24 protein-coding genes are annotated in these 26,372 nt (G+C 60.3%); 17 read left to right on the top strand and 7 right to left on the bottom strand.

Annotated features, from left to right (window positions below):
• Positions 1-517: 517 nt before the first annotated feature.
• From mnmE to rpmH, 5 genes are all read right to left on the bottom strand, one after another.
• A complete protein-coding gene (gene mnmE / locus NUH87_RS17210) occupies positions 518-1,888 on the bottom strand; it encodes a tRNA uridine-5-carboxymethylaminomethyl(34) synthesis GTPase MnmE (RefSeq protein WP_338521955.1) in 1,371 nt (456 codons plus the stop codon).
• Between the two features lie 79 nt (positions 1,889-1,967).
• The gene (gene yidC, locus NUH87_RS17205) at positions 1,968-3,644 is read right to left on the bottom strand and encodes a membrane protein insertase YidC (protein ID WP_338521953.1); all 1,677 of its coding nucleotides are present in this window, start codon (positions 3,642-3,644) and stop codon (positions 1,968-1,970) included.
• 2 nt (positions 3,645-3,646) lie between these two features.
• The gene (yidD, locus tag NUH87_RS17200; RefSeq protein WP_084615171.1) at positions 3,647-3,892 is read right to left on the bottom strand and encodes a membrane protein insertion efficiency factor YidD; all 246 of its coding nucleotides are present in this window, start codon (positions 3,890-3,892) and stop codon (positions 3,647-3,649) included.
• Positions 3,885-4,292, bottom strand: a complete 408-nt coding sequence (gene rnpA / locus NUH87_RS17195) for a ribonuclease P protein component (protein WP_338526842.1) — start codon at positions 4,290-4,292, stop codon at positions 3,885-3,887. The genes yidD and rnpA overlap by 8 nt, the downstream gene beginning before the upstream one ends.
• Positions 4,293-4,305: 13 nt before the next feature.
• Positions 4,306-4,440, bottom strand: a complete 135-nt coding sequence (gene rpmH / locus NUH87_RS17190) for a 50S ribosomal protein L34 (protein ID WP_003213577.1) — start codon at positions 4,438-4,440, stop codon at positions 4,306-4,308.
• 565 nt (positions 4,441-5,005) lie between these two features.
• Here rpmH and dnaA point away from each other — a divergent pair.
• From dnaA to gyrB, 4 genes are read left to right on the top strand one after another with little or no spacing between them, the layout of a single operon-like run.
• Positions 5,006-6,520, top strand: coding sequence for a chromosomal replication initiator protein DnaA (dnaA, locus tag NUH87_RS17185; RefSeq protein ID WP_338521948.1), 1,515 nt, complete (start codon positions 5,006-5,008; stop codon positions 6,518-6,520).
• Positions 6,521-6,558: 38 nt separating this feature from the next.
• The gene (dnaN, locus tag NUH87_RS17180; protein WP_338521946.1) at positions 6,559-7,662 is read left to right on the top strand and encodes a DNA polymerase III subunit beta; all 1,104 of its coding nucleotides are present in this window, start codon (positions 6,559-6,561) and stop codon (positions 7,660-7,662) included.
• A 35-nt stretch (positions 7,663-7,697) separates the two neighbouring features.
• Positions 7,698-8,801 (top strand): DNA replication/repair protein RecF, encoded by a 1,104-nt coding sequence (gene recF / locus NUH87_RS17175; RefSeq protein ID WP_191489164.1) that lies wholly within the window; start codon positions 7,698-7,700, stop codon positions 8,799-8,801.
• 4 nt (positions 8,802-8,805) lie between these two features.
• On the top strand, positions 8,806-11,223 hold the full coding sequence (gene gyrB / locus NUH87_RS17170; RefSeq protein ID WP_338521942.1) for a DNA topoisomerase (ATP-hydrolyzing) subunit B: 2,418 nt from the start codon (positions 8,806-8,808) through the stop codon (positions 11,221-11,223).
• A gap of 211 nt (positions 11,224-11,434) precedes the next feature.
• Here gyrB and NUH87_RS17165 read toward each other — a convergent pair whose 3' ends face one another.
• Positions 11,435-11,863, bottom strand: coding sequence for a nuclear transport factor 2 family protein (locus NUH87_RS17165; protein WP_338521940.1), 429 nt, complete (start codon positions 11,861-11,863; stop codon positions 11,435-11,437).
• A gap of 162 nt (positions 11,864-12,025) precedes the next feature.
• On the opposite strand from NUH87_RS17165, the gene NUH87_RS17160 reads away from it, so the two are divergent.
• Entirely contained in the window at positions 12,026-13,135 is a 1,110-nt protein-coding gene (locus NUH87_RS17160) for a saccharopine dehydrogenase family protein (protein WP_338521938.1), read from the top strand.
• The gene (locus NUH87_RS17155; RefSeq protein WP_040071869.1) at positions 13,132-13,605 is read left to right on the top strand and encodes a hypothetical protein; all 474 of its coding nucleotides are present in this window, start codon (positions 13,132-13,134) and stop codon (positions 13,603-13,605) included. The genes NUH87_RS17160 and NUH87_RS17155 overlap by 4 nt, the downstream gene beginning before the upstream one ends.
• Before the next feature lie 122 nt (positions 13,606-13,727).
• Here the strand turns inward: NUH87_RS17155 and NUH87_RS17150 are convergent, their stop codons facing one another.
• Positions 13,728-14,993 (bottom strand): sensor histidine kinase, encoded by a 1,266-nt coding sequence (locus NUH87_RS17150; protein WP_338521935.1) that lies wholly within the window; start codon positions 14,991-14,993, stop codon positions 13,728-13,730.
• 390 nt (positions 14,994-15,383) lie between these two features.
• Here NUH87_RS17150 and NUH87_RS17145 point away from each other — a divergent pair, with 390 nt between their 5' ends.
• From NUH87_RS17145 to NUH87_RS17095, 11 genes are all read left to right on the top strand, one after another.
• The gene (locus tag NUH87_RS17145; RefSeq protein ID WP_422393868.1) at positions 15,384-16,595 is read left to right on the top strand and encodes a methyl-accepting chemotaxis protein; all 1,212 of its coding nucleotides are present in this window, start codon (positions 15,384-15,386) and stop codon (positions 16,593-16,595) included.
• A gap of 9 nt (positions 16,596-16,604) precedes the next feature.
• Positions 16,605-16,973 carry a response regulator gene (locus NUH87_RS17140; protein WP_040071872.1) on the top strand — a complete coding sequence of 123 codons (369 nt, stop codon included), beginning with the start codon at positions 16,605-16,607 and terminating at the stop codon, positions 16,971-16,973.
• A 42-nt stretch (positions 16,974-17,015) separates the two neighbouring features.
• Positions 17,016-17,315: an STAS domain-containing protein gene (locus NUH87_RS17135; protein WP_338521933.1), complete on the top strand. Its 300-nt coding sequence runs from the start codon at positions 17,016-17,018 to the stop codon at positions 17,313-17,315.
• Between the two features lie 65 nt (positions 17,316-17,380).
• On the top strand, positions 17,381-19,624 hold the full coding sequence (locus tag NUH87_RS17130) for a chemotaxis protein CheA (RefSeq protein WP_338526839.1): 2,244 nt from the start codon (positions 17,381-17,383) through the stop codon (positions 19,622-19,624).
• Positions 19,621-21,279, top strand: a complete 1,659-nt coding sequence (locus NUH87_RS17125; protein ID WP_338521931.1) for a methyl-accepting chemotaxis protein — start codon at positions 19,621-19,623, stop codon at positions 21,277-21,279. The genes NUH87_RS17130 and NUH87_RS17125 overlap by 4 nt, the downstream gene beginning before the upstream one ends.
• Before the next feature lie 41 nt (positions 21,280-21,320).
• Positions 21,321-21,854 (top strand): chemotaxis protein CheW, encoded by a 534-nt coding sequence (locus tag NUH87_RS17120; RefSeq protein WP_040071875.1) that lies wholly within the window; start codon positions 21,321-21,323, stop codon positions 21,852-21,854.
• A gap of 22 nt (positions 21,855-21,876) precedes the next feature.
• Positions 21,877-22,683 (top strand): CheR family methyltransferase, encoded by an 807-nt coding sequence (locus NUH87_RS17115; protein ID WP_338521928.1) that lies wholly within the window; start codon positions 21,877-21,879, stop codon positions 22,681-22,683.
• A complete protein-coding gene (locus tag NUH87_RS17110; RefSeq protein WP_338521926.1) occupies positions 22,680-23,216 on the top strand; it encodes a chemotaxis protein CheD in 537 nt (178 codons plus the stop codon). The genes NUH87_RS17115 and NUH87_RS17110 overlap by 4 nt, the downstream gene beginning before the upstream one ends.
• Positions 23,185-24,252, top strand: a complete 1,068-nt coding sequence (locus NUH87_RS17105) for a chemotaxis response regulator protein-glutamate methylesterase (protein WP_338521924.1) — start codon at positions 23,185-23,187, stop codon at positions 24,250-24,252. Before NUH87_RS17110 ends, NUH87_RS17105 begins: the two co-directional genes overlap by 32 nt.
• Before the next feature lie 183 nt (positions 24,253-24,435).
• Positions 24,436-25,491, top strand: a complete 1,056-nt coding sequence (hflK, locus tag NUH87_RS17100) for an FtsH protease activity modulator HflK (RefSeq protein WP_338521922.1) — start codon at positions 24,436-24,438, stop codon at positions 25,489-25,491.
• A complete protein-coding gene (locus tag NUH87_RS17095; RefSeq protein WP_338521920.1) occupies positions 25,488-26,369 on the top strand; it encodes a protease modulator HflC in 882 nt (293 codons plus the stop codon). Before hflK ends, NUH87_RS17095 begins: the two co-directional genes overlap by 4 nt.
• Positions 26,370-26,372: the final 3 nt, after the last annotated feature.

The raw sequence follows: 26,372 nt of genomic DNA, 5'->3' as shown, positions 1-26,372 counted from the left end.
TCCCCCTTCCTAAAGAACCCTTTGCACAAAATTTAACCAGGCTGTGGATAGACCACGGACAAAAGAAATTAAAAAGAGAGAAATTTATTAAATCTTTGTTTTTATGTTTATTCTTAGGCAGCACCCTTTCTGTGGATAAGGTCATACAGGCCTTATTTATCAATGTGTACAGAGGTTCAAAAGTCTGTGGTCAGGTGCTCGGGAGGGCTTGGGATAACCGGTGTAAGCCTGTGGATTAAACCGATGCTTATCCACAAGGGGGTTCATCCTCAGTTTTCAGGCCTGGTTATCAACTGACCTGAGGCGCGGTTATTCACAGGGCTTAATCCACAGAAAAAGGCCCGACGAGGCAAATCGCGGGCAGCCGAAAGCAGTCGAAACGATTTGAAATCATTCGACTGCCAAGGAAATCAATGGGGGTTTGCGCTCACTGTGGGAGCAGAGCTTGCTCGCGAAGAGGCCTTCAAGGCCGACAAAAGTTTCGCGGGCAAGCCCGGAGGGGGGCCGGCAGGTAAGGTTATTTACCGATGCAGAAGCTGGAAAAGATCCGCCCCAGCAGGTCGTCGGAGCTGAACGCGCCGGTGATCTCGCCCAGGAACTGCTGGGCCTGGCGCAGATCCTCCGCCAGCAGCTCGCCAGCACCGGCCAGGGTCAACTGTGCATGACCGTGTTCCAGGGCTGCACTGGCGTGACGGAGCGCTTCCAGATGACGCCGACGGGCGCTGAAGCTGCTCTCGGAGGTCTGTTCATAACCCATGCAGGCCTTGAGGTGCTCGCGCAGCAGCTCCAACCCCGCGCCGCCAGCCTTGGCGCTCAAGCTGATGGTGACATGGCCATCCTCGCTGACTTCCAGTGCCATGGCCTCGCCGCTCAGATCGGCCTTGTTGCGGATCAAGGTGACCTTGGCCGGATCGGGTCGTTGCTCGAGGAATTCCGGCCACAAGGCAAAAGGATCCACAGCTTCCGGTGCGGTGGCATCCACCACCAGCAACACCCGATCCGCTTCGCCAATGGCCTTGAGCGCACGTTCGACACCGATCTTTTCCACATGGTCATCGGTGTCGCGCAAGCCGGCAGTGTCCACCACATGCAACGGCATGCCATCGATGTGGATATGTTCGCGCAGGACATCACGAGTGGTACCCGCGATCTCGGTCACGATCGCCGCTTCACGCCCGGCCAGGGCATTGAGCAGGCTGGACTTGCCGGCGTTCGGTCGACCGGCGATCACCACCGTCATGCCATCGCGCAACAAGGCCCCCTGCCCGGCTTCGCGCATCACTGTGGATAACTCGTTGCGCACCGCATCGAGCAAGGCCAGCACATGACCATCGGCGAGAAAGTCGATTTCCTCCTCGGGAAAGTCGATGGCCGCCTCCACATAGATCCGCAGGCCGATGAGCTGCTCGGTGAGGTTATGCACACGCTGGGAAAACGCGCCTTGCAACGAACGCAGCGCATTGCGCGCGGCCTGAGCGGAGCTGGCTTCGATCAGGTCGGCAATCGCCTCGGCCTGGGCCAGGTCGAGCTTGTCGTTGAGAAACGCCCGCTCGCTGAATTCCCCCGGCCGGGCCAGCCGACAGCCCAGTTGCAGGCAACGCTGCAGCAGCATGTCCAGGACCACCGGACCGCCATGGCCCTGCAGCTCGAGCACATCTTCCCCGGTGAAGGAGTGCGGCCCCGGGAAATACAGGGCGATGCCTTCGTCGAGCACATCACCACTGTCGTCCAGGAACGGACCGTAGTGGGCGTAGCGCGGTTTCAACTCGCGACCGCTGATGGCCAGCGCCGCGGCGTGCGCCAAAGGCCCGGAAAGTCGGACAATACCGACCCCGCCACGGCCTTGGGCGGTGGCAACGGCGGCGATGGTTTCCCGAGGAAGGTTCATGAAGCGGGTCTCGACACTAAATGACAGATAGCAAAACGCCCCACTAGGGGGCGTCTTGAGTGGTTATCCACAGAGTAGGTTACGCAGTGGCTTTCTTGGTAGCCGCTTCGATACTACGTGTGATGTACCACTGTTGGGCGATGGACAGGCAGTTGTTCACAACCCAGTACAGCACCAGGCCCGCAGGGAACCACAGGAAGAAGAAGGTGAAGACGATCGGCATCAGCTTCATCACCTTGGCTTGCATCGGATCCGGAGGCGTCGGGTTCAGACGCTGCTGGATGAACATGGTGGCGCCCATGATGATCGGCAGGATGAAGAACGGATCCTTGATCGACAGGTCGGTAATCCACAGGATGAACGGGGTCTGGCGCATTTCAACGCTTTCCAGCAACACCCAGTACAGGGAAAGGAAAACCGGCATCTGCACCAGGATCGGCAGGCAGCCGCCCAGTGGATTGATCTTCTCCTTCTTGTACAGCTCCATCATGGCTTGCGACATTTTCTGCCGGTCGTCGCCATGTTGCTCTTTCAGTGCCGCCAGTTTCGGCGCCACGGCACGCATGCGCGCCATCGATTTGTAGCTGGCCGCCGACAACGGGAAGAAGAGCCCCTTGATCAGCATGGTCAGGACGATGATCGAGAAGCCCCAGTTACCGAGCAGGCTGTGGATATGTTGCAGCAGCCAGAAGATCGGTTGGGCGATGAACCACAGCATGCCGTAGTCGACCGTCAGTTCCAGGCCTGGGGATAACTGTTTCAGTGCCGCCTGGATTTTCGGGCCGGCGTACAGAACGGCGCTGGTCTCGGTTTTCTGGCCCGGGGCCAGGGTCAGCGAAGGACCGGTGTAGCCAATGATGTAGTTGCCTTGGCTGTCCTTGCGGGTGGTCATGACATTGCTGTCACCCTTGGCCGGAACCCAGGCGGTCACGAAGTAGTGTTGCAACCAGGCAACCCAACCGCCTTGGGCGGTTTCCTTCAGCTGGGCCTTGTCGATATCTTTCATCGACACTTTCTTGTACGGCTCGGAACTTGTCCCCAGGGCGGCGCCCAGGTAAGTCGCGGTACCGGTGGCGGTGCTGGAGGATGGATCGGTGCTGGCGTCGCGTTTCAGCTGGGCGAACATCGCACCCGACCAGGACTGGGCGCTTTCGTTGTCGATCAGATAAGACACGGTCATGTCATACAGGCCGCGTTTCAGGGTGAAACGCTTGATGTAGTTGACGCCGTTTTCACTGAATTTCAGGTCGACGACCAGTTGGTCCTGACCGTCAGCCAGTTGATAACTTTTCTGCGCGGAAGCGTACAGCGGGCGACCGGCCGCACTCGAATCCGGGCCGTTGGTACCGATCAGGCCGCTCTGGGCCAGGTAGGTACGCTCGCCACCGTTGTCGAACAACTGGAAAGGAATTTCCGGATGGTCCTGACGACGTGGATAGAGTGGCAGCTTCAGCTGGGCAATATCCCCGCCTTTTGGATCGATAGCCAGGTCGAGCACATCCGTTTTCACGTGGATGAGGTCGTTGCTGGCAGCCACCGGTGCTTCTACAGGCGCACTGGTGTCATTGGCTGCACGTGGAATGTCATCACTGGCGCTGGCTTTGTTGCCAGGTACCGAATCCGGCAAACCGGGAACGGTGGTAGCGACATTCTGGGTCGGCAGGGCAGCTTGACCGTAGTCCTGGTTCCATTTGAGAACCCCGACATAGGTCACGATTGCCAGGGCGACGATCAGGATTGTGCGTTTGATATCCATGATTACTCGGCCATCGAAGAAGAACGGGAGGTAGGGATTGGTGGAACCGGGTCATAACCACCGGCATTCCACGGATGACAGCGACCTAAGCGACGAACGGTCAGCCAGCCACCGCGCAGGAATCCATGAGTTTCAATGGCTTCATACGCGTAGCAAGAACAACTGGGGTAGAAACGACAGTGATTGGCCATCAAGGGACTGATGGCATAGCGATAAAACTGGATCGGAACGAGGGCCAGTTTACGCATCTGGGCTGTCTACCCTCACAGTTTCGGTTTTGACTGCAGGTACCGCTGGCGCCGTACGGGCCAGGCGTTTCCAGAGTTTGCCGAAATGCTGGATCAATTCAGGGTTTTCTACATCGCCCAGACCTTTGCGCGCGACGATAACGATATCCCAGCCGACCAGTGAATCCTGGTGCAGGCGGAACGACTCGCGCATCAGACGTTTGAGGCGATTGCGCTCAACGGAGAGCTTGACGCTCTTTTTACCGATAACCAGCCCCAGACGGGGATGATCCAGATCGTTGTTGCGCGCAAGGAGCAGGAGATTTTTCCCCGGAACCTTGCCGGTAGGGGAGTCAAAGACTGCCTTGAAATGTCGAGGAGTAAGCAGACGCTTTTCCCGACTGAAGTCCTGACTCACCACCCGCGCCGGATTATCAAACTGCCAGACGAGCACGGCCTTTGGCGCGGCGACGCGACAGGACGGCACGACCGTTCTTGGTTGCCATGCGAGCACGGAAACCGTGGGTGCGGGCGCGTTTGATAGTGCTGGGTTGGAAAGTACGTTTCATGGCGTTGCTACCTGGTTCGTCACAACGGGCCGGAATGGCCCCCGTTTTAAGAGACCGGGGATTCTAGAGAAAGCAAGCCCGCAGGTCAATTTCCAACCAGCTTTTACTTCATATAGGTATTCGAGCCGATCACCCGGTCCCACTCGCGACCCAGATATAAAAATAAAGAAGGGAATTATTTAAAGCTTTTCTGTAAAGCTTATAGAAGCTTAGGTAGCGGTTATCTGTGGATAAGTCGCGTGAGGCCAGAAAACACGTACTGTACAGAGAATGACAACTGGGTGGGTAAGCGGTGCTCCGCCTGTGCCGTGCTATCGGATAAGCTGTGCGCGGAATGCCAGGTTATCCACAGGCGGGTTACCCACAGACTTTCGCCCCCACTTGTACAACGACCTCAAGCACGGTTATCCACAGAGCTTATGCACATGCCGTTGGTCGCCTTGTCCACTGATAAGCGGTTGATTCCTCAGGTTGTCCCTGCAACCTACATGTGGATAAGTGCTCTGGCTGCCGGTACAATGGCGGCTTGTTTTTGCCTCACCGGCTTTCAACTTAGGGGATATCCGTGTCAGTGGAACTTTGGCAGCAGTGCGTGGAGCTTCTGCGTGATGAGCTGCCTGCCCAGCAATTCAACACCTGGATCCGTCCACTACAGGTCGAAGCCGAAGGCGACGAGTTGCGTGTCTATGCACCGAACCGTTTTGTGCTCGACTGGGTGAATGAAAAGTACCTGGGACGTTTGCTCGAACTGTTGAACGAGCACGGCAACGGCCTGGCGCCGGCGCTCTCCTTATTAATAGGCAGCAAGCGCAGTTCCGCTCCGCGTGCCGCGCCGAATGCCCCGTTGGCCGCCGCCGCGTCCCAGGCCATGGCTGCAAGTGCTCCGGCACCGGCCGCCGTAACCCCGCCTGCACAGCTGGCCCCGACCCCGAAGACGGCGGTCGAGGTCAGCGAAGAACCGTCGCGCGACAGCTTCGACCCGATGGCCGGCGCCAGTTCGCAACAGGCCCCGGTGCGTGCCGAACAACGTACCGTCCAGGTGGAAGGCGCGCTCAAGCACACCAGCTACCTGAACCGCACCTTCACCTTTGAGAATTTCGTCGAAGGCAAGTCCAACCAGTTGGCCCGGGCCGCGGCCTGGCAGGTGGCGGACAATCCCAAGCACGGCTACAACCCGCTCTTCCTGTATGGCGGCGTCGGCCTGGGTAAGACCCACTTGATGCACGCTGTGGGTAACCATCTATTAAAGAAGAACCCGAATGCCAAGGTGGTCTACCTGCATTCGGAGCGTTTCGTCGCGGACATGGTCAAGGCCTTGCAGCTCAACGCCATCAACGAATTCAAGCGCTTCTACCGTTCGGTGGATGCCCTGCTGATCGACGACATTCAATTCTTCGCCCGCAAGGAACGCTCCCAGGAAGAGTTTTTCCACACCTTCAACGCCTTGCTTGAAGGCGGTCAGCAAGTGATCCTGACCAGTGACCGTTATCCGAAAGAGATCGAGGGACTGGAAGAGCGCCTGAAGTCGCGCTTCGGCTGGGGCCTGACCGTTGCGGTCGAACCGCCGGAACTGGAAACCCGGGTCGCGATCCTGATGAAGAAGGCCGACCAGGCAAAAGTCGAACTGCCCCATGACGCGGCGTTCTTCATTGCCCAACGTATTCGTTCCAACGTCCGTGAACTCGAGGGCGCGCTGAAACGGGTGATCGCTCACTCGCACTTCATGGGCCGCGATATCACCATCGAGCTGATCCGCGAATCGCTGAAAGACCTGCTGGCGCTGCAAGACAAGCTGGTGTCTGTGGATAACATTCAGCGCACGGTGGCCGAGTACTACAAGATCAAGATTTCCGACCTGCTGTCCAAGCGCCGTTCGCGCTCGGTGGCACGTCCACGTCAGGTCGCCATGGCCTTGTCCAAGGAACTCACCAACCACAGCTTGCCTGAAATTGGTGATGTCTTTGGCGGACGCGACCATACTACGGTCTTGCATGCATGCCGCAAGATCAACGAACTTAAGGAATCCGACGCGGACATCCGCGAGGACTACAAGAACCTGCTGCGCACACTGACCACTTGATGACACCAGCGCAGCTTACTAAGGCAAGGGACTAGACCATGCATTTCACTATTCAACGCGAAGCCCTGTTGAAACCCCTGCAACTGGTCGCAGGCGTCGTCGAGCGCCGCCAGACCTTGCCGGTGCTCTCCAATGTGCTGCTGGTGGTCGAAGGCCAGCAACTGTCGCTGACCGGTACCGACCTCGAAGTCGAACTGGTCGGTCGCGTCCAGCTCGAAGAGCCGGCGGAGCCGGGTGAAATCACCGTGCCGGCGCGCAAGCTGATGGACATCTGCAAGAGCCTGCCCAACGACGCCCTGATCGACATCAAGGTCGACGAGCAGAAGCTGGTGGTGAAGGCCGGTCGTAGCCGCTTCACCCTGTCCACCTTGCCGGCGAATGATTTCCCGACAGTGGAAGAAGGCCCGGGCTCGCTGACTTGCCAGCTTGACCAGAGCAAGCTGCGTCGCCTGATCGAACGTACCAGTTTCGCCATGGCCCAGCAGGACGTGCGTTACTACCTCAACGGCATGCTGCTGGAAGTGTCCGCCGGTGTGATCCGCGCCGTGGCCACCGACGGTCACCGTCTGGCCATGTGCTCGATGCAGGCTGATATCGGTCAGCCGGATCGTCACCAGGTCATCGTGCCACGCAAGGGCATCCTGGAAATGGCCCGCCTGCTGACCGAGCCGGAAGGCAACGTGAGCATCGTCCTCGGCCAGCACCATATTCGTGCGACCACCGGCGAGTTCACCTTCACCTCCAAGCTGGTGGACGGCAAGTTCCCGGACTACGAGCGTGTCCTGCCAAAAGGCGGTGACAAGCTGGTCCTGGGGGATCGCCAGGCACTGCGCGAGGCCTTCAGCCGTACCGCGATCCTGTCCAACGAGAAGTACCGCGGCATCCGTCTACAGCTGGCCAATGGTCAACTGAAGATCCAGGCCAACAACCCGGAGCAGGAAGAAGCGGAAGAAGAAGTGGGCGTCGAGTACAACGGCGGTCCCCTGGAAATCGGCTTCAACGTCAGCTATCTGCTGGACGTGCTGGGCGTGATGACCACCGAGCAGGTGCGTCTGATCCTGTCCGACTCCAACAGCAGCGCGCTGGTGCAGGAGTCCGACAACGACGACTCCGCCTACGTCGTCATGCCGATGCGCCTGTAACGGTGTCGCGCCTGCCCATGTCCAGCCAACGCTAGATGTCCCTCAGTCGTGTTTCGGTCACCGCGGTGCGTAACCTGCAGCCGGTGACCTTCTCCCCCTCCCCGCGTATCAATATTCTTTACGGCGCCAACGGCAGCGGAAAAACCAGCGTGCTCGAAGCGCTGCATCTGCTCGGGCTTGCACGCTCGTTCCGCAGTACCCGCCTGCTACCGGTGATCCAGTACGAGCAACTCGCCTGCACGGTCTTCGGTCAGGTGGAGTTGGCCGAGGGCGGGCACAGCGCGTTGGGGATATCGCGGGATCGACAGGGTGAATTCCAGATCCGCATCGATGGGCAGAACGCCAAGAGCGCCGCGCAACTGGCGGAAATCCTGCCGCTGCAACTGATCAACCCGGACAGCTTTCGCTTGCTGGAGGGTGCGCCGAAGATCCGTCGACAGTTCCTCGATTGGGGCGTGTTCCACGTGGAACCTCGTTTCATGTCGACCTGGCAGCGCTTGCAGAAGGCCCTGCGGCAGCGGAACTCATGGCTGCGGCATGGTACACTTGACGCCGCTTCGCAAGCGGCCTGGGACCGGGAACTGTGCCTGGCCAGCGCCGAAATCGATGAATACCGCCGCGCTTACATCAAAGCCTTGAAACCAGTCTTTGAGCAAACCTTGAGCGAGCTAGTCGAACTCGAGGGCTTAACGCTGAGCTATTACCGGGGTTGGGACAAAGAGAAGGAATTGAGCGCTGTGCTCGCCTCTTCCCTGCACCGGGACCAGCAAATGGGTCACACCCAAGCCGGACCACAGCGAGCTGATTTGCGTCTTCGATTGGGCGCACACAATGCCGCGGACATCTTGTCCCGGGGTCAGCAGAAACTGGTGGTCTGTGCCTTGCGCATTGCTCAGGGGCATCTGGTCAGTCAGGCCCGGCGCGGCCAGTGTATTTATCTGGTGGATGACCTGCCGTCCGAGTTGGACGAGCAACACCGTCGTGCACTCTGTCGCTTGCTGGAAGACTTACGCTGCCAGGTGTTTATCACCTGTGTAGACCACGAATTATTGAGGGAAGGCTGGCAGACGGAAACGCCAGTTGCTTTGTTCCACGTGGAACAGGGCTGTATCACCCAGACCCACGACCATCGGGAGTGAAGGCATGAGCGAAGAAAATACGTACGACTCGAACAGCATCAAGGTGCTGAAAGGTTTGGATGCCGTACGCAAACGTCCCGGTATGTACATTGGCGACACCGATGATGGCAGCGGTCTGCACCACATGGTGTTCGAGGTGGTCGACAACTCCATCGACGAAGCGCTCGCCGGCCATTGCGACGACATCAGCATCATCATCCACCCGGATGAGTCCATCACCGTACGCGACAACGGTCGCGGTATTCCGGTAGACGTGCACAAGGAAGAAGGCGTTTCCGCAGCCGAGGTCATCATGACCGTGCTGCACGCCGGCGGTAAGTTCGACGACAACTCCTATAAAGTCTCCGGCGGTCTGCACGGTGTAGGTGTGTCGGTGGTGAACGCCCTGTCCGAATTGCTGGTGCTGACCGTGCGTCGCAGCGGCAAGATCTGGGAACAGACCTACGTCCACGGTGTGCCTCAGGAACCGATGAAAATCGTCGGCGAGAGCGAAACCACCGGTACCGAGATTCACTTCAAGGCCTCCGCCGAAACCTTCAAGAACATCCACTTCAGCTGGGACATCCTGGCCAAGCGGATTCGTGAACTGTCCTTCCTCAACTCCGGTGTCGGCATCGTCCTCAAGGACGAGCGCAGCGGCAAGGAAGAACTGTTCAAGTACGAAGGCGGCCTGCGTGCGTTCGTTGAATACCTGAACACCAACAAGACTGCGGTCAACCAGGTGTTCCACTTCAATATCCAGCGCGAAGACGGCATCGGCGTGGAAATCGCCTTGCAGTGGAACGACAGCTTCAACGAGAACCTGTTGTGCTTCACCAACAACATTCCACAGCGCGATGGCGGTACTCACCTGGTGGGCTTCCGCTCCGCGCTGACCCGTAACCTGAACAACTACATCGAACAGGAAGGTCTGGCGAAGAAGCACAAGGTCGCCACCACCGGTGACGATGCCCGTGAAGGCCTGACCGCGATCATTTCGGTCAAGGTGCCGGATCCGAAGTTCAGCTCCCAGACCAAGGACAAGCTGGTCTCTTCCGAAGTGAAGACCGCTGTCGAACAGGAAATGGGCAAGTACTTCTCCGACTTCCTGTTGGAAAACCCGAACGAAGCCAAGCTGGTGGTCGGCAAGATGATCGACGCCGCCCGTGCCCGTGAAGCGGCGCGTAAAGCGCGTGAAATGACCCGTCGCAAAGGTGCGCTGGATATCGCCGGCCTGCCGGGCAAACTGGCGGACTGCCAGGAAAAGGACCCTGCCCTTTCCGAACTGTACCTGGTGGAAGGTGACTCTGCTGGCGGTTCCGCCAAGCAGGGTCGTAACCGTCGTACCCAGGCGATCCTGCCGTTGAAGGGCAAGATCCTCAACGTGGAAAAAGCCCGTTTCGACAAGATGATCTCGTCCCAGGAAGTGGGCACGCTGATCACCGCACTGGGCTGCGGTATCGGTCGCGAAGAGTACAACATCGAGAAGCTGCGTTATCACAACATCATCATCATGACCGATGCTGACGTCGACGGTTCGCACATCCGTACCCTGCTGCTGACGTTCTTCTTCCGTCAGCTGCCGGAGCTGATCGAACGCGGCTACATCTATATCGCCCAGCCGCCGTTGTACAAGGTGAAGAAAGGCAAGCAGGAGCAATACATCAAGGACGACGACGCCATGGAAGAGTACATGACGCAGTCGGCCCTGGAAGACGCGAGCCTGCACCTGAATGAAGATGCCCCGGGTATTTCCGGCGAAGCGCTGGAGCGTCTGGTGAATGACTTCCGCATGGTGATGAAGACCCTCAAGCGCCTGTCGCGCCTGTACCCGCAGGAGCTGACCGAGCACTTCATCTACCTGCCGGCGGTGAGCCTGGAGCAACTGGGCGATTACGCGGCGATGCAGGAATGGCTGGCCAAGTATGAAGTCCGTCTGCGTCTGAACGAGAAGTCCGGCCTGGTCTACAAAGCCAGCCTGCGTGAAGATCGTGAACGTAACATCTGGCTGCCGGAGGTCGAATTGATCTCCCATGGCCTGTCCAACTACGTCACCTTCAACCGCGACTTCTTCGGCAGCAACGACTACAAGACCGTCGTAACCCTGGGTGCGCAGTTGAGCTCCCTGCTCGACGAGGGGGCTTACATCCAGCGTGGCGAGCGCAAGAAAGAGGTGACCGAGTTCAAGGAAGCCCTGGACTGGCTGATGGCCGAAAGCACCAAGCGCCATACCATCCAGCGCTACAAAGGGCTGGGTGAGATGAACCCGGATCAGCTGTGGGAAACCACCATGGACCCGACGGTTCGCCGGATGCTGAAAGTGACGATCGAAGATGCCATCGGTGCGGACCAGATCTTCAACACGCTGATGGGTGATGCGGTAGAGCCACGTCGTGACTTTATCGAGAGCAATGCGTTGGCGGTGTCGAACCTGGATTTCTGATCAGGTGTAGGTTCACAGAATAGTTGCGCATTTTCACAAATAAATGGTTCGGCTAACCCCATGGGTTGGCCGGCCATGCCCAAAGGAGGCCCGCTATCAGCGGGCCTTTTTTTTGCGTGCGACGATACTATTGCCCGGTGTGTCATGACCCAAGCGCGTGTGGCGTGAACCTGTGCAAGCTGACACTGCATTACGCGCCGTAGTGTGAAACTCAGTTCTTGGCAGCCGCCAGGTAGGGTGCCAAACGCCGCCCCATTTCCTCGCCGAGTGCCTGCAGCGCGTTCATGGGGCGAACCATGACTTCGAACTCGACAATCTTGCCGGTCTCGTCGAAACGTATCATGTCGATGCCCTTGAGCTGCCGGCCCGCCACCTCGGCGCTGAACTCCAAGACCACACTGAGACCGTCAGCCGTGACCAGTTCACGATGATAAGTGAAGTGCTCGAAGACCTTGATGACCGTGCCGAGGATGGTCGAGACCACCAGCACACCGGGGTATGGGGTATGAGCCACGGGAGAACGGAACACCACATCCGCCGCCAACAGCTCGGGCAAGGCGGCCAGTTCGCCGTGCGCGACCATGTCATGCCAGCGTTGCAGCGAGGCAGCGGCTTGCGGGTGAAGCTTGAGTTCGGACATCTTGCGTTCCTCGGTATCGTTATTGTTCTGGAGTGCATTCAACGTTCAGCAGCCAACTGCGAGCCCCGAAGGTATTGGAGGTTTGCGGGGACCTCAGCCTTCATTGAACTGTGCAGTGCAGCCTTATACTCTAGCCGCTGAGAGCTTATGCCAAGGATAGTCATGCGCGTCATCGTAATAGGCGGTTTGGGCAACTTCGGAGCGCGTATCTGCCAGCGCCTCGCGCAGGAGCCAGGTTTGACGGTGATCGCTGCCAGTCGCAGCACTAGCGGGGGCGTCCATACGTTCAGCTCCGGACAGACCGTGACCACCCTCCCCCTTGATATCAACTCCACCGACTTCGAAGCGCGCCTCGCCGAAGCTTCGCCGGGTCTGGTCATCCACTGTGCCGGTCCCTTTCAGGGCCAGGACTATGCTGTCGCGAAGGCGGCTTGTGCCGCCGGCGCACACTACCTGGACCTCGCGGACGGTCGGGACTTTGTCGAGCACTTCTCAGCCAATGTAGACGCCCAGGCAAAAGCCGCGGGTGTGCTCGCCATTTCGGGAGCCAGTAGCGTGCCCGGTTTGTCTTGCGCGGTGGCCGATCACCTGGCCAAGTCCTTTATCCGTGTGGACAGCATCAGGACCGTCATCGCGCCCGGCCAGCAGGCCGCGCGAGGCATCGCCACCATCGAGGCGGTGTTTGGTTATGCCGGGTTGGCCTTTGCGCGCTGGAATGGCGGCGCATGGCGTAAACAGTTCGGTTGGCAGGACATCCGGCGTTTCAGCTTCGTTGGCCTGGGCCCACGCTGGGGAGCGGCGTGCGATGTGCCGGACCTCGCGCTGTTTCCTGCCCGATACGCGGGTGTCAGCGATGTCGAATTCCATGCGGCGCTGGAACTGCGGATTCAGCATGTCTGCCTCTGGCTGGCTGCCGCCTTGCGACGGCTTGGATTGCCATTGCCGATCCATCGATGGGCGGCTCGGCTGGACGCAATGTCCGCCCTGGTGCTGGATCCGCTGGGCAGCGACATGGGGGCCATGAAGGTTCAAGTGCGTGGGGCGCTTAAGGGTAACGAACAAGGTTGTTTGACTTGGCAGTTAACCGCACCGGGTGGGCACGGGCCGGAAATTCCGTGCATGGCGGCGGTGTTGCTCGCCCGTAAGTTGGCGAATAACGAGCTTCACCTGACGGGAGCCGTCCCATGCATGGGGTTACTGGAGTTGGAAGAGTTCGAGGTTGAGTTCCAACGCTGGAAATTCACGTCTGCCATTGTCGAGGAAACGCAATGAAGCAACGTCGAATCACCCTGATCATGCCTTCCTCCGCCTCCGATGCTTTTGAAGCTTTTCACAACCACAGTGTGCGTCGGCAGTGGGATACGCTGTTGTCCCATGCGGCGGTCGAGGGTGGGGGCAGTCACCCCTACATCGGTGCAATCACGATCAACCAGGGGCGCGGGTGGAAACGTCTGTTTGCGTTGCGTACTCGCTTCGTCAATTACCGGCCGGCTCAAGTGGCGGCAGCGGTAATAGTGGAGCCGGCCGGATGCTTCCAATGGTGGGCAGCTTCAATGCGCCATCGTGATCTTGATGGGGCGACCTCGGAGCTGATTTATACGTTTAGCGTCCGATTGCGGCCGAGGTGGTTGGGGTGGATTCTGGATCCGGTGGTGAACCGAGTGTTCGAATGGGAGACTCGGCAACGTTTTGCAGCGATGGCGACGTACCTACGTGCTGTTACCAAGGAACGTAGGGTGTGAAGGTCGGTTTTCGCCCCAAAGTCGGCGAGGGATTGTCGTCTTTTAAAGAAAAACCCCGGCCCCCAAAGGCCGGGGTTTTTTGCTATAGCCGCAGGCGGTCGAGATACCCCTATAGCCCCAGCTCATGAAAGCACGGCTTCTTCTGTTATTTTGATCGGGAGTTCAAGCGTAAAAGTCGCCCCTTTGCCCACCCCGTCGCTCTGCACCGTCAAGCTGCCGCCCATCTCGTGAGCGGCGATCACGCAGCTGTGCAGGCCAAAACCGTGGCCGTCCTTGCGAGTGGTGAAACCATGGGAAAAGATACGTGTCAGGTTTTCCGGCGCAATCCCCTCACCGTTGTCCGCGACCTGGATCTGAACGCTTTGTCCCTGATCCCAAAGCAGACGCAAGATGATCTGGTGTTGTCGGTCAGGCACACCGCCCATCGCATGCTTGGCATTACTGATGAGGTTGATCAGTATTTCCAGAACGCGACGCTTGTCGATCGACAACGAGGGCACGTCGGCCAATTCTTTCACCACCGTCACCTGATGGCGCGAGAGTGAAGAGGCACTCATCTTCATGGCCTCTTCAATCAGATCCTGTACCTGAACCGGTTCCAGCATACTGGAGGTACCGGCGTAGGCTTGCTGGGCAGCGACGATATCCTTGATATGGCCAATACCGTTGCTGAGCTGCTCCAGTTCTTCGATGATGCCCTGTCGCTCTACCGTCACCGCCTCCGCCAGCTTGAGCAGGTAGTCGGGCAGCATTTTTCCTTTCTGGTCCCGGGTGAGAAAATCGCTCAGGTCATGGGCGTGTTCGCTCATCAGATCAGCCACCTTGCCCAGCCCCTGGGCTTTCGAGCCACGCATCCGGCTGCTGACCAGCTCCGCCGATATGTTCACGCTGTTGAGTACATTGCCGACGTTATGCAACACGTTGGTGGCGATTTCCGCCATTCCCGCCTGACGGGCCGTAGAAACCAGTTTGGCCTGCGTGTCTCGCAATTCTTCATTCACTTTGGCCAGCTGTTGTGGGCTCGGGATGAGCAGTGCCGCAGGGATCAATTTAATCAGGAGAACAGCGGTGATGCAGGAGGCGATGGCGGTAATGACCTTGATGAAAGCGGATAGCCAGTAAGTGGGATGCCATATGGTCCATATTTCCAGCACATGGGTGCTGCCACAAGCGAGGATAAAGACCCCAAAGGCGCCAAACATCCAGTCAAAGGGGATGTCACGTCTTTTGCGGATAAAGTAGATAAGGGTGATTGGAATCGTCATATAGGCCAGCGCAATCAGCGTGTCCGAAATGACGTTCATCCACAGGAGTTCGGGGATCCACAAATAGCAGTGCCCATGGGGCATGAATCCATCAGAACTTAATAAGTTGTACAGGTATTCCATAGCGGCTCTCCCACCTCATCATGTATGGCGTCCGTGAGTCTGGAACGTTGCTCTGCGTATCGATTCACCTTCTGTGTGTTTGGCCTGCGGTGTGGTGCCCTGCCAGTGGGTACTGCACTGAGTTCATAGTAGTCGCCGCCCGCTTCGACGGAGGGGATGTGCCCCCGTCCCTTTTTTCGCGATTAAAAGAGAATTCCTCCTTTTGTATTCAGCAAGCCTGTCTACACTCAAGAGTCTATGCCCATAGATGGCATTGTGCCGCACCCGGAAATTGAACGGTTTTACCACTATCCGACGACTGACCCTGCGCCCTGCTCAAGCGGGCCGGGGGCCCGGCGGATAGCCTTGTTATGCAGTGGAGCTTTGTTCAACTGATTCAGGGAGGAACCTATGTCGTCATCCGGCAACTTTCAGGTATCGCAGCCCGCCCCCCAGGCCGGCGCTTTTTTCTGGATGCCCCTCGTCCCCGCTGCCTGCGGTGCTGGCGTGCTGCTGTTGAGCGACTGGCGCCCTGCCAACCTGGCCTGGTCGGCGGGTTTGCTGGTGGTAGGGGGCCTCGTCGGACTGCTGAATCAGCGTCGCTACCGGCACCTTTCAGCCCAGCTATCGATTGCAGTCCAAGACGCCCTGACCACCACCGATACGACGGCGACAGGCGGTCTGGAAGCGGTCTGCCTGGAGGCCATTCCCATCTGGTCCCGGCAAATCGAAAGCTCTCGCGCCGAGACCGAAACCGCCATCATCGAACTGACCCGCCGTTTCAGCGCCATCGCCGAACATTTGCAGCAGACCGTCGACACCTCCCAGGCCACCGCGGGCGATCTGGCCGACCACAACCAGGGCGGTGCACTGGAGGTATTGGCCCAGAGCGATGCCGAGTTGCTGCATGTGATCGAGTCGCTCAAGACCATTCAGCAGAGCCGTGACGAGATGCTGGTACAGGTCCGCCACCTCACGAGCTACACCGGTGAGCTGCGCACCATGGCCAGTGAGGTGGCGGCCATCGCCCAGCAGACCAACCTGCTGGCGCTCAACGCGGCCATTGAAGCGGCCCGAGCCGGGGAAACCGGGCGTGGCTTCGCCGTGGTGGCCGATGCGGTGCGTACCCTCTCCAGCCAGTCCAGCGAAACCGGGCAGAAGATGTCCGCCAAGGTCGACATCATCAATGCGGCCATCACTCATCTGGTGGCGGCCGCGGCCAGCAGTACCGATCACGACAAGGATTCGGTGGCCCACTCCGAAGCCTGCATCCAGGGGGTACTCGAGCGTTTCAAGAGCATCACCGGCCAACTTTCCGACTCCGCGGCCCTGCTGCAACGTGAAGGACTGGGGATTCGCGACGAGGTCACCGAGGTGCTGGTGAACCTGCAATTCCAGGATCGGGTCAGCCAGATCCTCGCGCAGGTGCGCAATAACATGGAAGCCCTGCTCGGCCATTTGCGCGAAGCCCAACAGACCTCGGGAGCCTTGGTCGTCGACGCTCCCGCCTGGCTCGCGGAAATGGAGCTGACCTACGCCACCGATGAGCAACGGCGCAATCACCGCACGGGCAAGGTCAACGTCAATCAACCCACGAATACCCAGGAAATCACCTTCTTTTAGGAGCCGGTCATGGCGAAGAACGTAATGGTGGTCGACGATTCGAGCAGTGTTCGTCAGGTAGTCAGCATCGCTCTGAAAAGCGCCGGATACGACGTGATCGAAGCCAGTGACGGCAAGGACGCACTGGGCAAGCTGACCGGGCAGAAAATCCACCTGATCATCAGCGACGTGAACATGCCGAACATGGATGGCATCACCTTCGTCAAGGAAGTGAAAAAGCTGCCCAGCTACAAATTCACCCCGATCATCATGCTCACCACCGAGTCCCAGGAAAGCAAGAAGCAGGAGGGACAGGCCGCCGGGGCGCGGGCCTGGGTGGTCAAGCCGTTCCAGCCGGCGCAAATGCTCGCGGCCGTATCCAAGCTGATCCTGCCCTGAATCCAGGCACGACCAGGACCGGGCGAACAGGGAGATTCGAGTATGCCGATCATTTGCCAAGCCGACACTTCGACACCGCAGCTGGGTATCGAAGGCGAGATGACCATCTACACCGCCGCGCAGCTGTATGCCGAACTGGCGCCGTTCCTGGAACGGGCCAGCGCGCTGGAGATCGATCTCTCGCAAGTCACGGAAATCGATGGCGCGGGCCTGCAACTGCTGATGCTCGCCAAGCGCGAGACCTTGCGCACGGGCGTGGCCCTGCAACTGCGCGGACACAGTCCGGCGGTGCTTGAGGTGTTCGAACTGTGCGACCTGGCCGGCACGTTGGGCCATCCATGATCCAGGACTGCAACCTTCCCAGGGGTCTCTGAACCCGGGGCGATAAAAAGGACTCTATCGTGAGCATCAACCTCGATCTGGACCAGGCACAGCAAACCTTCATCGTCGAAGCGCGCGAGTTGCTCCAGGACATGGAGGCTTCGCTGCTGCTCCTGGAGTCCGAACCCGCCGACAATGACGCCATCGGTGCGATCTTCCGTGCGGCACACACCATCAAGGGCTCCGCCGGACTGTTCGGGCTGAGTCCCATCGTCGGCTTTACCCACATAGTCGAGGACGTCCTGGACCGACTGCGCGATGGCGCCATCCAGGTCGATGGCGAGTTGATCGCCCTGCTGCTCAGAAGTGCCGATCACATGCTGGAGCTGGTGGAAGTGGTGGCCGGTGCCGGCGAGGCGTTGAGCGATATCGCCCAGGAGCGTGAAGCGATCCTGCGCCTGGGTTTGCAGAACTACCAGGCCATGCAGGCGGCGTCTGTCTTGCCCGCCCTGCTCGATATTCCCGTGGCCCTGCCGATGGCCAGCGAGGATTCGGTCAGTTCCGGCTATTGGCACATTTCCCTGCGTTTTGGCACCGACGTGTTTCGCAATGGCATGGATCCGCTGTCCTTCCTTCGTTACCTCAATACCTTGGGGGACATCGTCCATGTGGTGACGCTCGCCGATACCTTGCCCACCTTGCAACAGTTCGATGCCGAGAGTTGCCACCTGGGATTCGAGATCGATCTGGATTCAGATGCCAGCCGCGAAACCATTGGCGAAGCTTTCGATTTCGTTCGCGACGATTGCCAGATTCATATCCTGGCGCCCCACAGTCGAATGGAGGAATACCTGCGACTGATCGATGCGCTGCCCGAAGAGCCTGCCCGCCTGGGGGAAATCCTTACCCGATGTGGCGCACTGACGGCCAAGGAGCTGGAAGACGGCTTGCGGACCCAGCGCGAGCGCACCGAGTCGGCCGGAACACCGGCGATGCCACTGGGTGAGATCCTGATTGAACAGCGTGTGGTCGAACCGGCTGTGGTGCAGTCCGCGCTGGAAAAGCAGGGTCGCCACCGCGAACCGTCCCAGGGGACGGCTGCCGAGGCGCACTTTGTCCGGGTCAATGCCGACAAGCTGGATGAACTGATCAATCTGGTCGGTGAGCTGGTCATTGCCAGCGCCGGGGCCAACCTGCTGGCGCGCAGCAGCGCGAGCGGTCCGTTGCAGGAGTCCACCTCGGTGGTCTCGGGACTGGTGGAGGAAATCCTCGACGGCGCGCTGCACCTGCGCATGATCCCCATCGGCGAGACCTTCAACCGCTTCCGCCGTGTGGTACGGGATGTCAGCCAGGAACTGGGCAAGGACATCGAGCTGCTGATCAGCGGCGCCGACACCGAGCTGGACAAGACCGTGGTGGAGAAAATCGGCGATCCGTTGATGCACCTGTTACGCAATGCGATGGATCACGGCATCGAATCCCCGGCGGTGCGCCAGGCCGCCGGCAAGCCCGCCAAGGGTCGGCTGCAGCTCAACGCCTTTCACGACTCGGGGAGCATCGTCCTGGAGATCGCCGATGACGGTGCCGGCCTGAACCGCGACCGCATTCTGCAAAAAGCCGTCGAGCGTGGCCTGGTTACCGCGGCTTCGAACCTGACGGATCAGGAAATCCACAACCTGATCTTCGAACCGGGGTTTTCCACCGCCGAGGCGGTGACCAACCTGTCCGGACGGGGCGTGGGCATGGATGTGGTCAAGCGCAATATCACCCTCTTGCGGGGGACGGTGGACCTGGATAGCCAACCCGGCCAAGGCACGATCATCCGTATCCGCTTGCCGCTGACCCTGGCGATCATCAACGGATTCCTCGTGGGCGTCGGCCAGACTCACTACGTGGTGCCGCTGGAGATGGTCCAGGAGTGCATCGAATTGAACGCCCTGCAGCGTCAGGACAACTACCTGGACCTGCGCGGCGAAGTGCTGCCGCTGGTGCGTTTGCGCGACCACTTCGGCCATACGGGACACAGCGTTCGCCGCGAGAACGTGGTGGTGGTGCGCTGTGCCGAGCAAAAGGCCGGGCTGGTGGTCGATGACCTGCTGGGCGAACTCCAGACCGTCATCAAGCCCCTCGGCAAGCTGTTCAATGCCCTGCGCAGCATCAGCGGTTCGACCATCCTGGGCAGCGGTGAAGTGGCGCTGATCCTCGACGTTCCATCCTTGCTGGGGGAGCTGGTCCAGCGTGAAACCCGGCAAGCCACTGTTTATTCCTTGACCGATAGCAAACCTGGCAACTCAGCCAACCACACCGCACATGGAGGGGCCCTTCAATGAAATGGTTCTACGATTTGAGGATAGCGACCAAGCTCATCACTTCGTTTCTGGTGGTGTTGGTCCTGATGGCGGCGATGGGGGTGTTCGCCGTCATTCAACTGGGCAAGGTCAACCAGACGGCCAGCGACATGCGCGAGAACTGGCTGCCTTCCGTGCGCCTGGCCTCTGGCCTGCGTTTCTTTGTCGCCAACTATCGGATCAAGGAGATCCGCTATCTGCTGGCCGAAGACCCTGCGGAACAGGCTCAGTATGAACAGGAGGCCGCCGACGCGCGCAAGGATGTCGACACCCGCATTGTCCGCTATGAAAAGGAGGGGCTGATCTCCAGCCCTGAGGAACAAGCGCTGTTCGATACCTTCAAGAGCGACTGGGAGAGCTATCTCACCACCAGCAAGAAGCTGTTCAGCGAGTCCCGGCAGGGTGCCAGGGAACAAGCCATGGCCGTCCTCAAGGGAGACTCGAAGCGAGTCTTTGAGGTTATCGCCAACGATCTGCTGAAAGTGATCGAACTCAACGACAACGGTGCAACCGCCGCCAATCAACGGGGTAACGAGATCTACGCCAACGGCCGGATGTCGATCATGGCCGCGGTCATCGCCGCCCTGCTCGTGGGCATCGCCCTGGCGTTGTTCATTTCGCGGATCATTGCCAACCCGCTGAAAACGGCTGCCGGGGTGGCCACCCAGTTGGCCGAAGGCAACCTGGCGGTGACCATCGAGCCGGGCGCCAAGGACGAAACCGGTCGCGTGCTCACGGCGATGCAGACCATGGTCGGCAAGCTCTCGCAGATCATCGGCGAAGTGCGCACCGCCGCCGACAACCTGGCCAGCGCGTCCGAGGAAGTCAGTGCCACGGCCCAGTCCATGAGCCAGGCCACCAGCGAGCAAGCGGCCAGTGTCGAGGAGACCAGCGCGTCCATCGAGCAGATGAGCGCCAGCATCAACCAGAACACCGAAAACGCCAAGGTGACCGATGGCATGGCGAGCAAGGCGGCCAAGGAAGCCACCGACGGTGGTGACTCCGTGCAGCAGACCGTGCAGGCCATGAAGAAAATCGCCCAGCGCATCAGCATCATCGATGACATTGCCTACCAGACCAACCTGCTGGCCCTGAACGCGGCCATTGAAGCGGCGCGTGCCGGCGAGCATGGCAAGGGGTTCGCCGTGGTGGCGGCCGAAGTGCGCAAACTGGCCGAGCGCAGCCAGGTGGCGGCGCAGGAAATCGGCGAGCTTTCCACCAGCAGTGTCGAAATGGCCGAGCGGGCCGGGCACTTGCTGGATGAGATGGTGCCCTCGATCAACAAGACCTCGGACCTGGTCCAGGAGATCACGGCGGCCTCGGAGGAACAGGCCGCGGGCGTGGCGCAGATCAATACGGCCATGAACCAGCTCAATCAGGTCACCCAGCAAAACGCCTCGAGCAGCGAAGAGCTGGCGGCCACGGCCGAAGAGATGAGCAGCCAGGCCGAACAGCTGCAGCAGGCGATGAGCTTTTTCACCTTGGCGGTGAGCAGCGCGACCCTGCACGTGGCACAGGGCCCGTCGCGTTCGGTGGGCGGCGTGGCGCAGGCGTTCGCGCGGGCACCGCAACCGGCGTTGCACAAGAGCTTCGCCCAGGCGGTCGGCCCCGACGAAAGCGAGTTCACCCGGTTCTGATCGACGCCTGGACGCGGGCCTTTTTCATGCAGGAGAGCAACATGGGTGCATTAACGACTACCCGCCAGGCGACCGCGGTGCAAACCCAGGAGGCGCAGTACCTGACGTTCCTCCTGGCCGGCGAAATGTTCGCCATCGGTATCCTGGGGATCAAGGAAATCATCGAGTACGGCAACGTCACGCCGGTACCGATGATGCCCGCCTTCGTGCGTGGGGTGATCAATCTGCGCGGGGCCGTGGTGCCGGTGGTGGACCTGGGCGCGCGTTTCGGCCAGCAGCGTTCGACCGTGACCCGGCGCAGTTGCGTGGTGATCATCGAGGCCAACAGTGACGACGGCCAGGTGCAGGATATCGGCCTGCTGGTCGACACCGTGTCCGAAGTGCTGGAAATACCGGCGGCCGAGATCGAGCCCCCGCCCAGCTTCGGTGCCCGCATTCGCGCCGACTTCATCAGCGGCATGGCCAAGGTCGAAGGCAAGTTCGTCATCGTCCTGGCGGTTGATCGGGTGTTGTCCGTGGATGAGATGTCGCAACTGGCGGAGGTCGGCGACAGCCCCGCACACCTGCTGCAGTGAGGGATGGGGAAGGAGTGTCAGGTTGAACGGCATCAAGCTTGAGGATCGCGAGTTCACTCAGTTCCAGGCCTGGCTATACGGGGCGGCGGGCATCAGCCTGTCGCCCGCGAAAAAGGCCCTGGTCGCCGGGCGTCTGTTCAAGCGCCTCAAGCACCACGCGCTGGAGAGCTACGGCGCCTATTTCAAACTGATCATGGGCAAGGAGAACGCCGGCGAGTTGCAGGTGGCCCTCGACCTGCTGACCACCAACGAGACGTATTTCTTCCGTGAACCCAAGCACTTCGACTTCCTGCGTCAACAGGTGTTGCCCCTCGTCTCGCCGGGAAAGACCTTCCGGGTATGGAGCGCGGCCAGTTCGTCGGGCGAAGAGCCCTACAGCCTGGCCATGACCCTGGCCGAGAGCCTGGGCCGCACGCCCTGGGAGGTGATCGGCTCGGATATCAGCACCCAGGTGCTGGCCAAGGCCCGTGCCGGGCACTACCCGATGGAGCGTGCGAGCAACCTGCCGCAACCCCTGCTGGCCCGTTATTGCCTCAAGGGCATCGGCCAGCAGGCCGGCACCTTCCTGATCGACAGGAGCCTGCGCCAGCGGGTGAGTTTCATCCAGGTCAACCTGAACGACAGCCTGCCGCAACTGGGCGAGTTCGACGTCATTTTCCTGCGCAACGTGATGATCTACTTCGATCAGGAGACCAAGCGCAAAGTGGTCGGTCGCCTCGTTCCGTTTCTCCGGCGCGGCGGCTATTTCATGATCAGCCACTCGGAAAGCCTGCACGGCGTCAGCGACGCGTTCAAGCTGGTGGCCCCTTCCATCTATCAAAAGCCATGAAGGCCGCCATCGCCATGGACGTCGAGGAAATCTACCTGGCTCCCGGGAGCCTGTGCTTTCGCAGCAACCCCACCCGTATTCGTACCCTGCTGGGCTCTTGTGTCTCGATGATTGTCTGGCATCCGGTGCGCAAGCTGGGCGGGATATCCCATTGCCTGCTGCCGGGCCGCCGACAGCGGGGCATGCTCCTGGACGGCAGCTATGTCGACGAAGCCTTCGAATGGCTGATGCAGAATATCCAGGGGTATCGGAGCGAGGCCAGCGAGTATCAGCTGAAGTTGTTCGGCGGCGGCGAGATGTTTCCCGAACAACCGCGCGATCATGCCGTCGGCGATATCGCCAGCCTGAACTGCGCGGCCGTCACCGCCATCGCGGCGCGTCTGCAACTGTCGCCCTGCGCCATGGACCTGGGGGGAACCGGGCACCGCAGCCTGGTCTTCGACACCTGGAGCGGTGACGTCTGGGTCCGGCATCTCTCTTTGCAAACAGTAAAAGGCCGTCATGAAGAAAATAAGCGTCTTGCTGGTCGATGATTCCGCCGTGGTCCGGCAAGTGTTGATGGCGATTCTCGGCCAGGCACCGGATATCGAGGTGACGGTAGCTTCCGATCCGATCTTCGCCATGGACAAAATGGCCAAGGCCTGGCCGGACGTGATCGTGCTGGACGTGGAAATGCCGCGCATGGACGGCATCACCTTCCTGAGAAAGATCATGGCCGAGCGGCCCACGCCCGTGGTCATCTGCTCCTCGCTGACCGAGCGCGGCGCCGAGACCACCTTGCAGGCGCTGGCGGCAGGGGCTGTGGATATCATCACCAAACCCCAGGGCGGCGTTAAGCACTTCCTGCTCGAATCGGCCGCCCAGCTGCTCGCGGCCATTCGCGGCGCGGCCGGCGCCAACGTCAAGAACCTCGTCAAGCGTGCCGCCGCGCCGCGTCTTGAAGTCGGCAGCAAGCTGAGCGCCGACGCGATGCTGCCGGCGGCGGGTAGCCAGGCGATGGCCCAGACCACCGAACGTATCGTCGCCATCGGCACCTCCACGGGCGGCACCCAGGCGCTGGAGGCACTGCTCACCGTGTTGCCGAGGGTCTGCCCGGGGATCGTCATCGTCCAGCATATGCCGGAGAAATTCACCGCCTCCTTTGCCCAGCGTCTCAACGGCCTGTCGCAGATCGAGGTCCGTGAGGCGCAAAACAACGATCGGGTGCTGCCCGGCCTGGCCCTGATCGCTCCCGGCGGCAAGCACATGATGCTGGTGCGCAACGGCGCCTATTACCACGTCCAGGTGGCGGACGGCCCGTTGGTCAATCGTCATCGGCCATCGGTGGATGTGCTGTTTCGCTCGGTGGCCAGGTTCGCCGGGAAGAACGCCACCGGCATCATCATGACCGGCATGGGCGACGACGGTGCCCGTGGCCTCAAGGAAATGGTCGATGCCGGCGCCGTGACCGTGGCCCAGGACGAGGCCAGCTGCGTGGTGTTCGGCATGCCCAGGGAAGCCATCAAGTTGGGCGCCGCCAAACGTGTCCTGCCCTTGCAGGACCTGCATCTGGCGGTACTGGGCAAGTAGCGCGCCTGCCGCGGTTCCAGGCCAGCCCTGGGAATATTCCCGCTCGGCACATTTGCCCTCCAGGCGCTCAATCATTGCGCCATGTCAGGAGCGATTCAGTTCTCGGCTGTATGATGTCGAGAAATATGCGGTAATAGAAAACTTCGATCCGTCTCCCCGGCCAGACGCCTCCAGGATAAGACCATGTCCGACCCGCAGCCCTTGACTCCCCTGGAACCGGAAAAGCCTTCCGCCTCACTGGGCGAACAAGCCCGCTCGATGGGCCTCAGGGCCAATCGCTTCGTCGCCCTCACGGGACTGCAAGGCAAGGGGCTTGCGCTGGTGCTCGGGTTGCTGGCTTTTGTCTGGGTCGTCGGCGGCATCTACAAGGTCCAGCCCGACGAACAGGGCATCGTCCTGCGCTTCGGCAAATGGGTCGACACCACCGAAGCCGGCCTGCACTACCACCTGCCCTTCCCCATCGAAACGGTGCTGCTGCCCAAGGTCACCACGGTCAACCAGCTGCAACTGGGGCATGGCCCGGCGCTCGGCCTGAACGACAGCTCCCTGTCCCGCGACAAGCAGATGCTCACCGGCGACGAGAATATCGTCGAGGCCGATTGCGCGGTGTTCTGGCGGATCAAGGACGCCGGGCAGTTTCTGTTCAGCATGGACAAGCCCGAATTCGCCATCAAGCTGGCCGCCGAAAGTGCCCTGCGCGAAGTGATCGGCCGCACGCCGATCCAGGCGGCCCTGTCCGACAAGCGCCAGCAGATCGCCGATGAAACCAAGGCGTTGTTGCAAGGCCTGCTCGATGCGGAAAAAGCCGGCGTATTGATCACCCAGATCCAGCTGCAGCGCGTCGATCCGCCGCCGGCGGTGATCGATGCCTTCAACGATGTGCAGCGCGCCCGGGCCGACCAGGAACGCGCGCGCAACGAGGCGGAGGCCTACGCCAACGACATTCTTCCGCGGGCCCGGGGTGAAGCGTCGCATATCAACCAGGAAGCCGAAGCCTACAAGGCCCAGGCGGTGAACCTGGCTGAAGGTGATGCGAAAAGCTTCCTGGCGGTGTACGAAAGTTATGCACAGGCCAAGGACGTAACCAGCTGGCGCCTGTACATGGAAAGCACCGATGAAGTGCTGAAAAAAGCTTCCAAGGTGATCATCGATACCTCCGGCAAAGGCGTTTCCGGGGTGGTGCCCTACATGCCGCTGTCGGAGCAGGACAAACGCCCGGCCAAGGAGCAGACCCGATGAAACCGTCGATTCGTGGGGCCTTGGTGATCCTGGCGCTGGTTGTCCTGTGGGGGATCGGTTCTTCGTTGTACACCGTCGATGAATCCCAGCAGGCCCTGGTGGTCAGGTTGGGGGCGCCGACCGAGCCGGTGCGCACCCCGGGGCTGAAACTCAAGGTGCCGCTGATCGATACCGTCATCTACTACGACACCCGCATCCTGACCCTGGCTCCACCCTCCGAGCAGGTGATCCTCGGCGACCAGAAACGCCTGGAGGTGGAAACCTATGCGCGTTATCGCATCGTCGATCCGCTGCGTTTCTATCAGGCCTTGCGCACGGTCGACCAGGCTAATGCGCAGTTGGCCCAATTGGTCAGCTCGTCGCTGCGGCGTGAGTTGGGACAGGTCATGCTCAAGTCGCTGCTGTCCGCCGAGCGGCCGAAGATTGTCGAGCGTATCCAGAACGAGGTGGTGGAGAAGGCCAGGCCCCTGGGTATCGAAGTCACCGAAGTGCGTTTTCATCGGGCCGACCTGCCCTTCGAAACCAGTCAGGCCATCTATGACCGGATGAAGTCCGAGCGCCAGCGCGAGGCCAAGGAACTGCGGGCCCAGGGCTTCGAATGGGCGCAACAGATCCAGGCCAATGCGGAGCGCGAACGTGCGGTGCTGATCTCCGAAGCGCAACGGCAAAGCCGCATCACCCGTGGCGAAGCCGATGCCCTGGCGAACCGCATCTCGTCCCAGGCGTTCGACAAGGACCCCGAGTTCTACAAGCTGTACCGCAGCCTCCAGACCTATCGGCAATCGCTGTCCGAATCCGCGCCGACCCTGGTGCTTTCACCGGATACGGCGTTCCTCAAGGATCTCAAGAGCGGCCCGGCGGTGAATAGCCGACCCTGATGC

Source organism: Pseudomonas batumici, from assembly GCF_036585405.1.
GTDB lineage: Bacteria > Pseudomonadota > Gammaproteobacteria > Pseudomonadales > Pseudomonadaceae > Aquipseudomonas > Aquipseudomonas batumici.
Note: the sequence above shows the minus strand (reverse complement) of the source record. Positions and strands in the feature narration are given on the sequence as shown.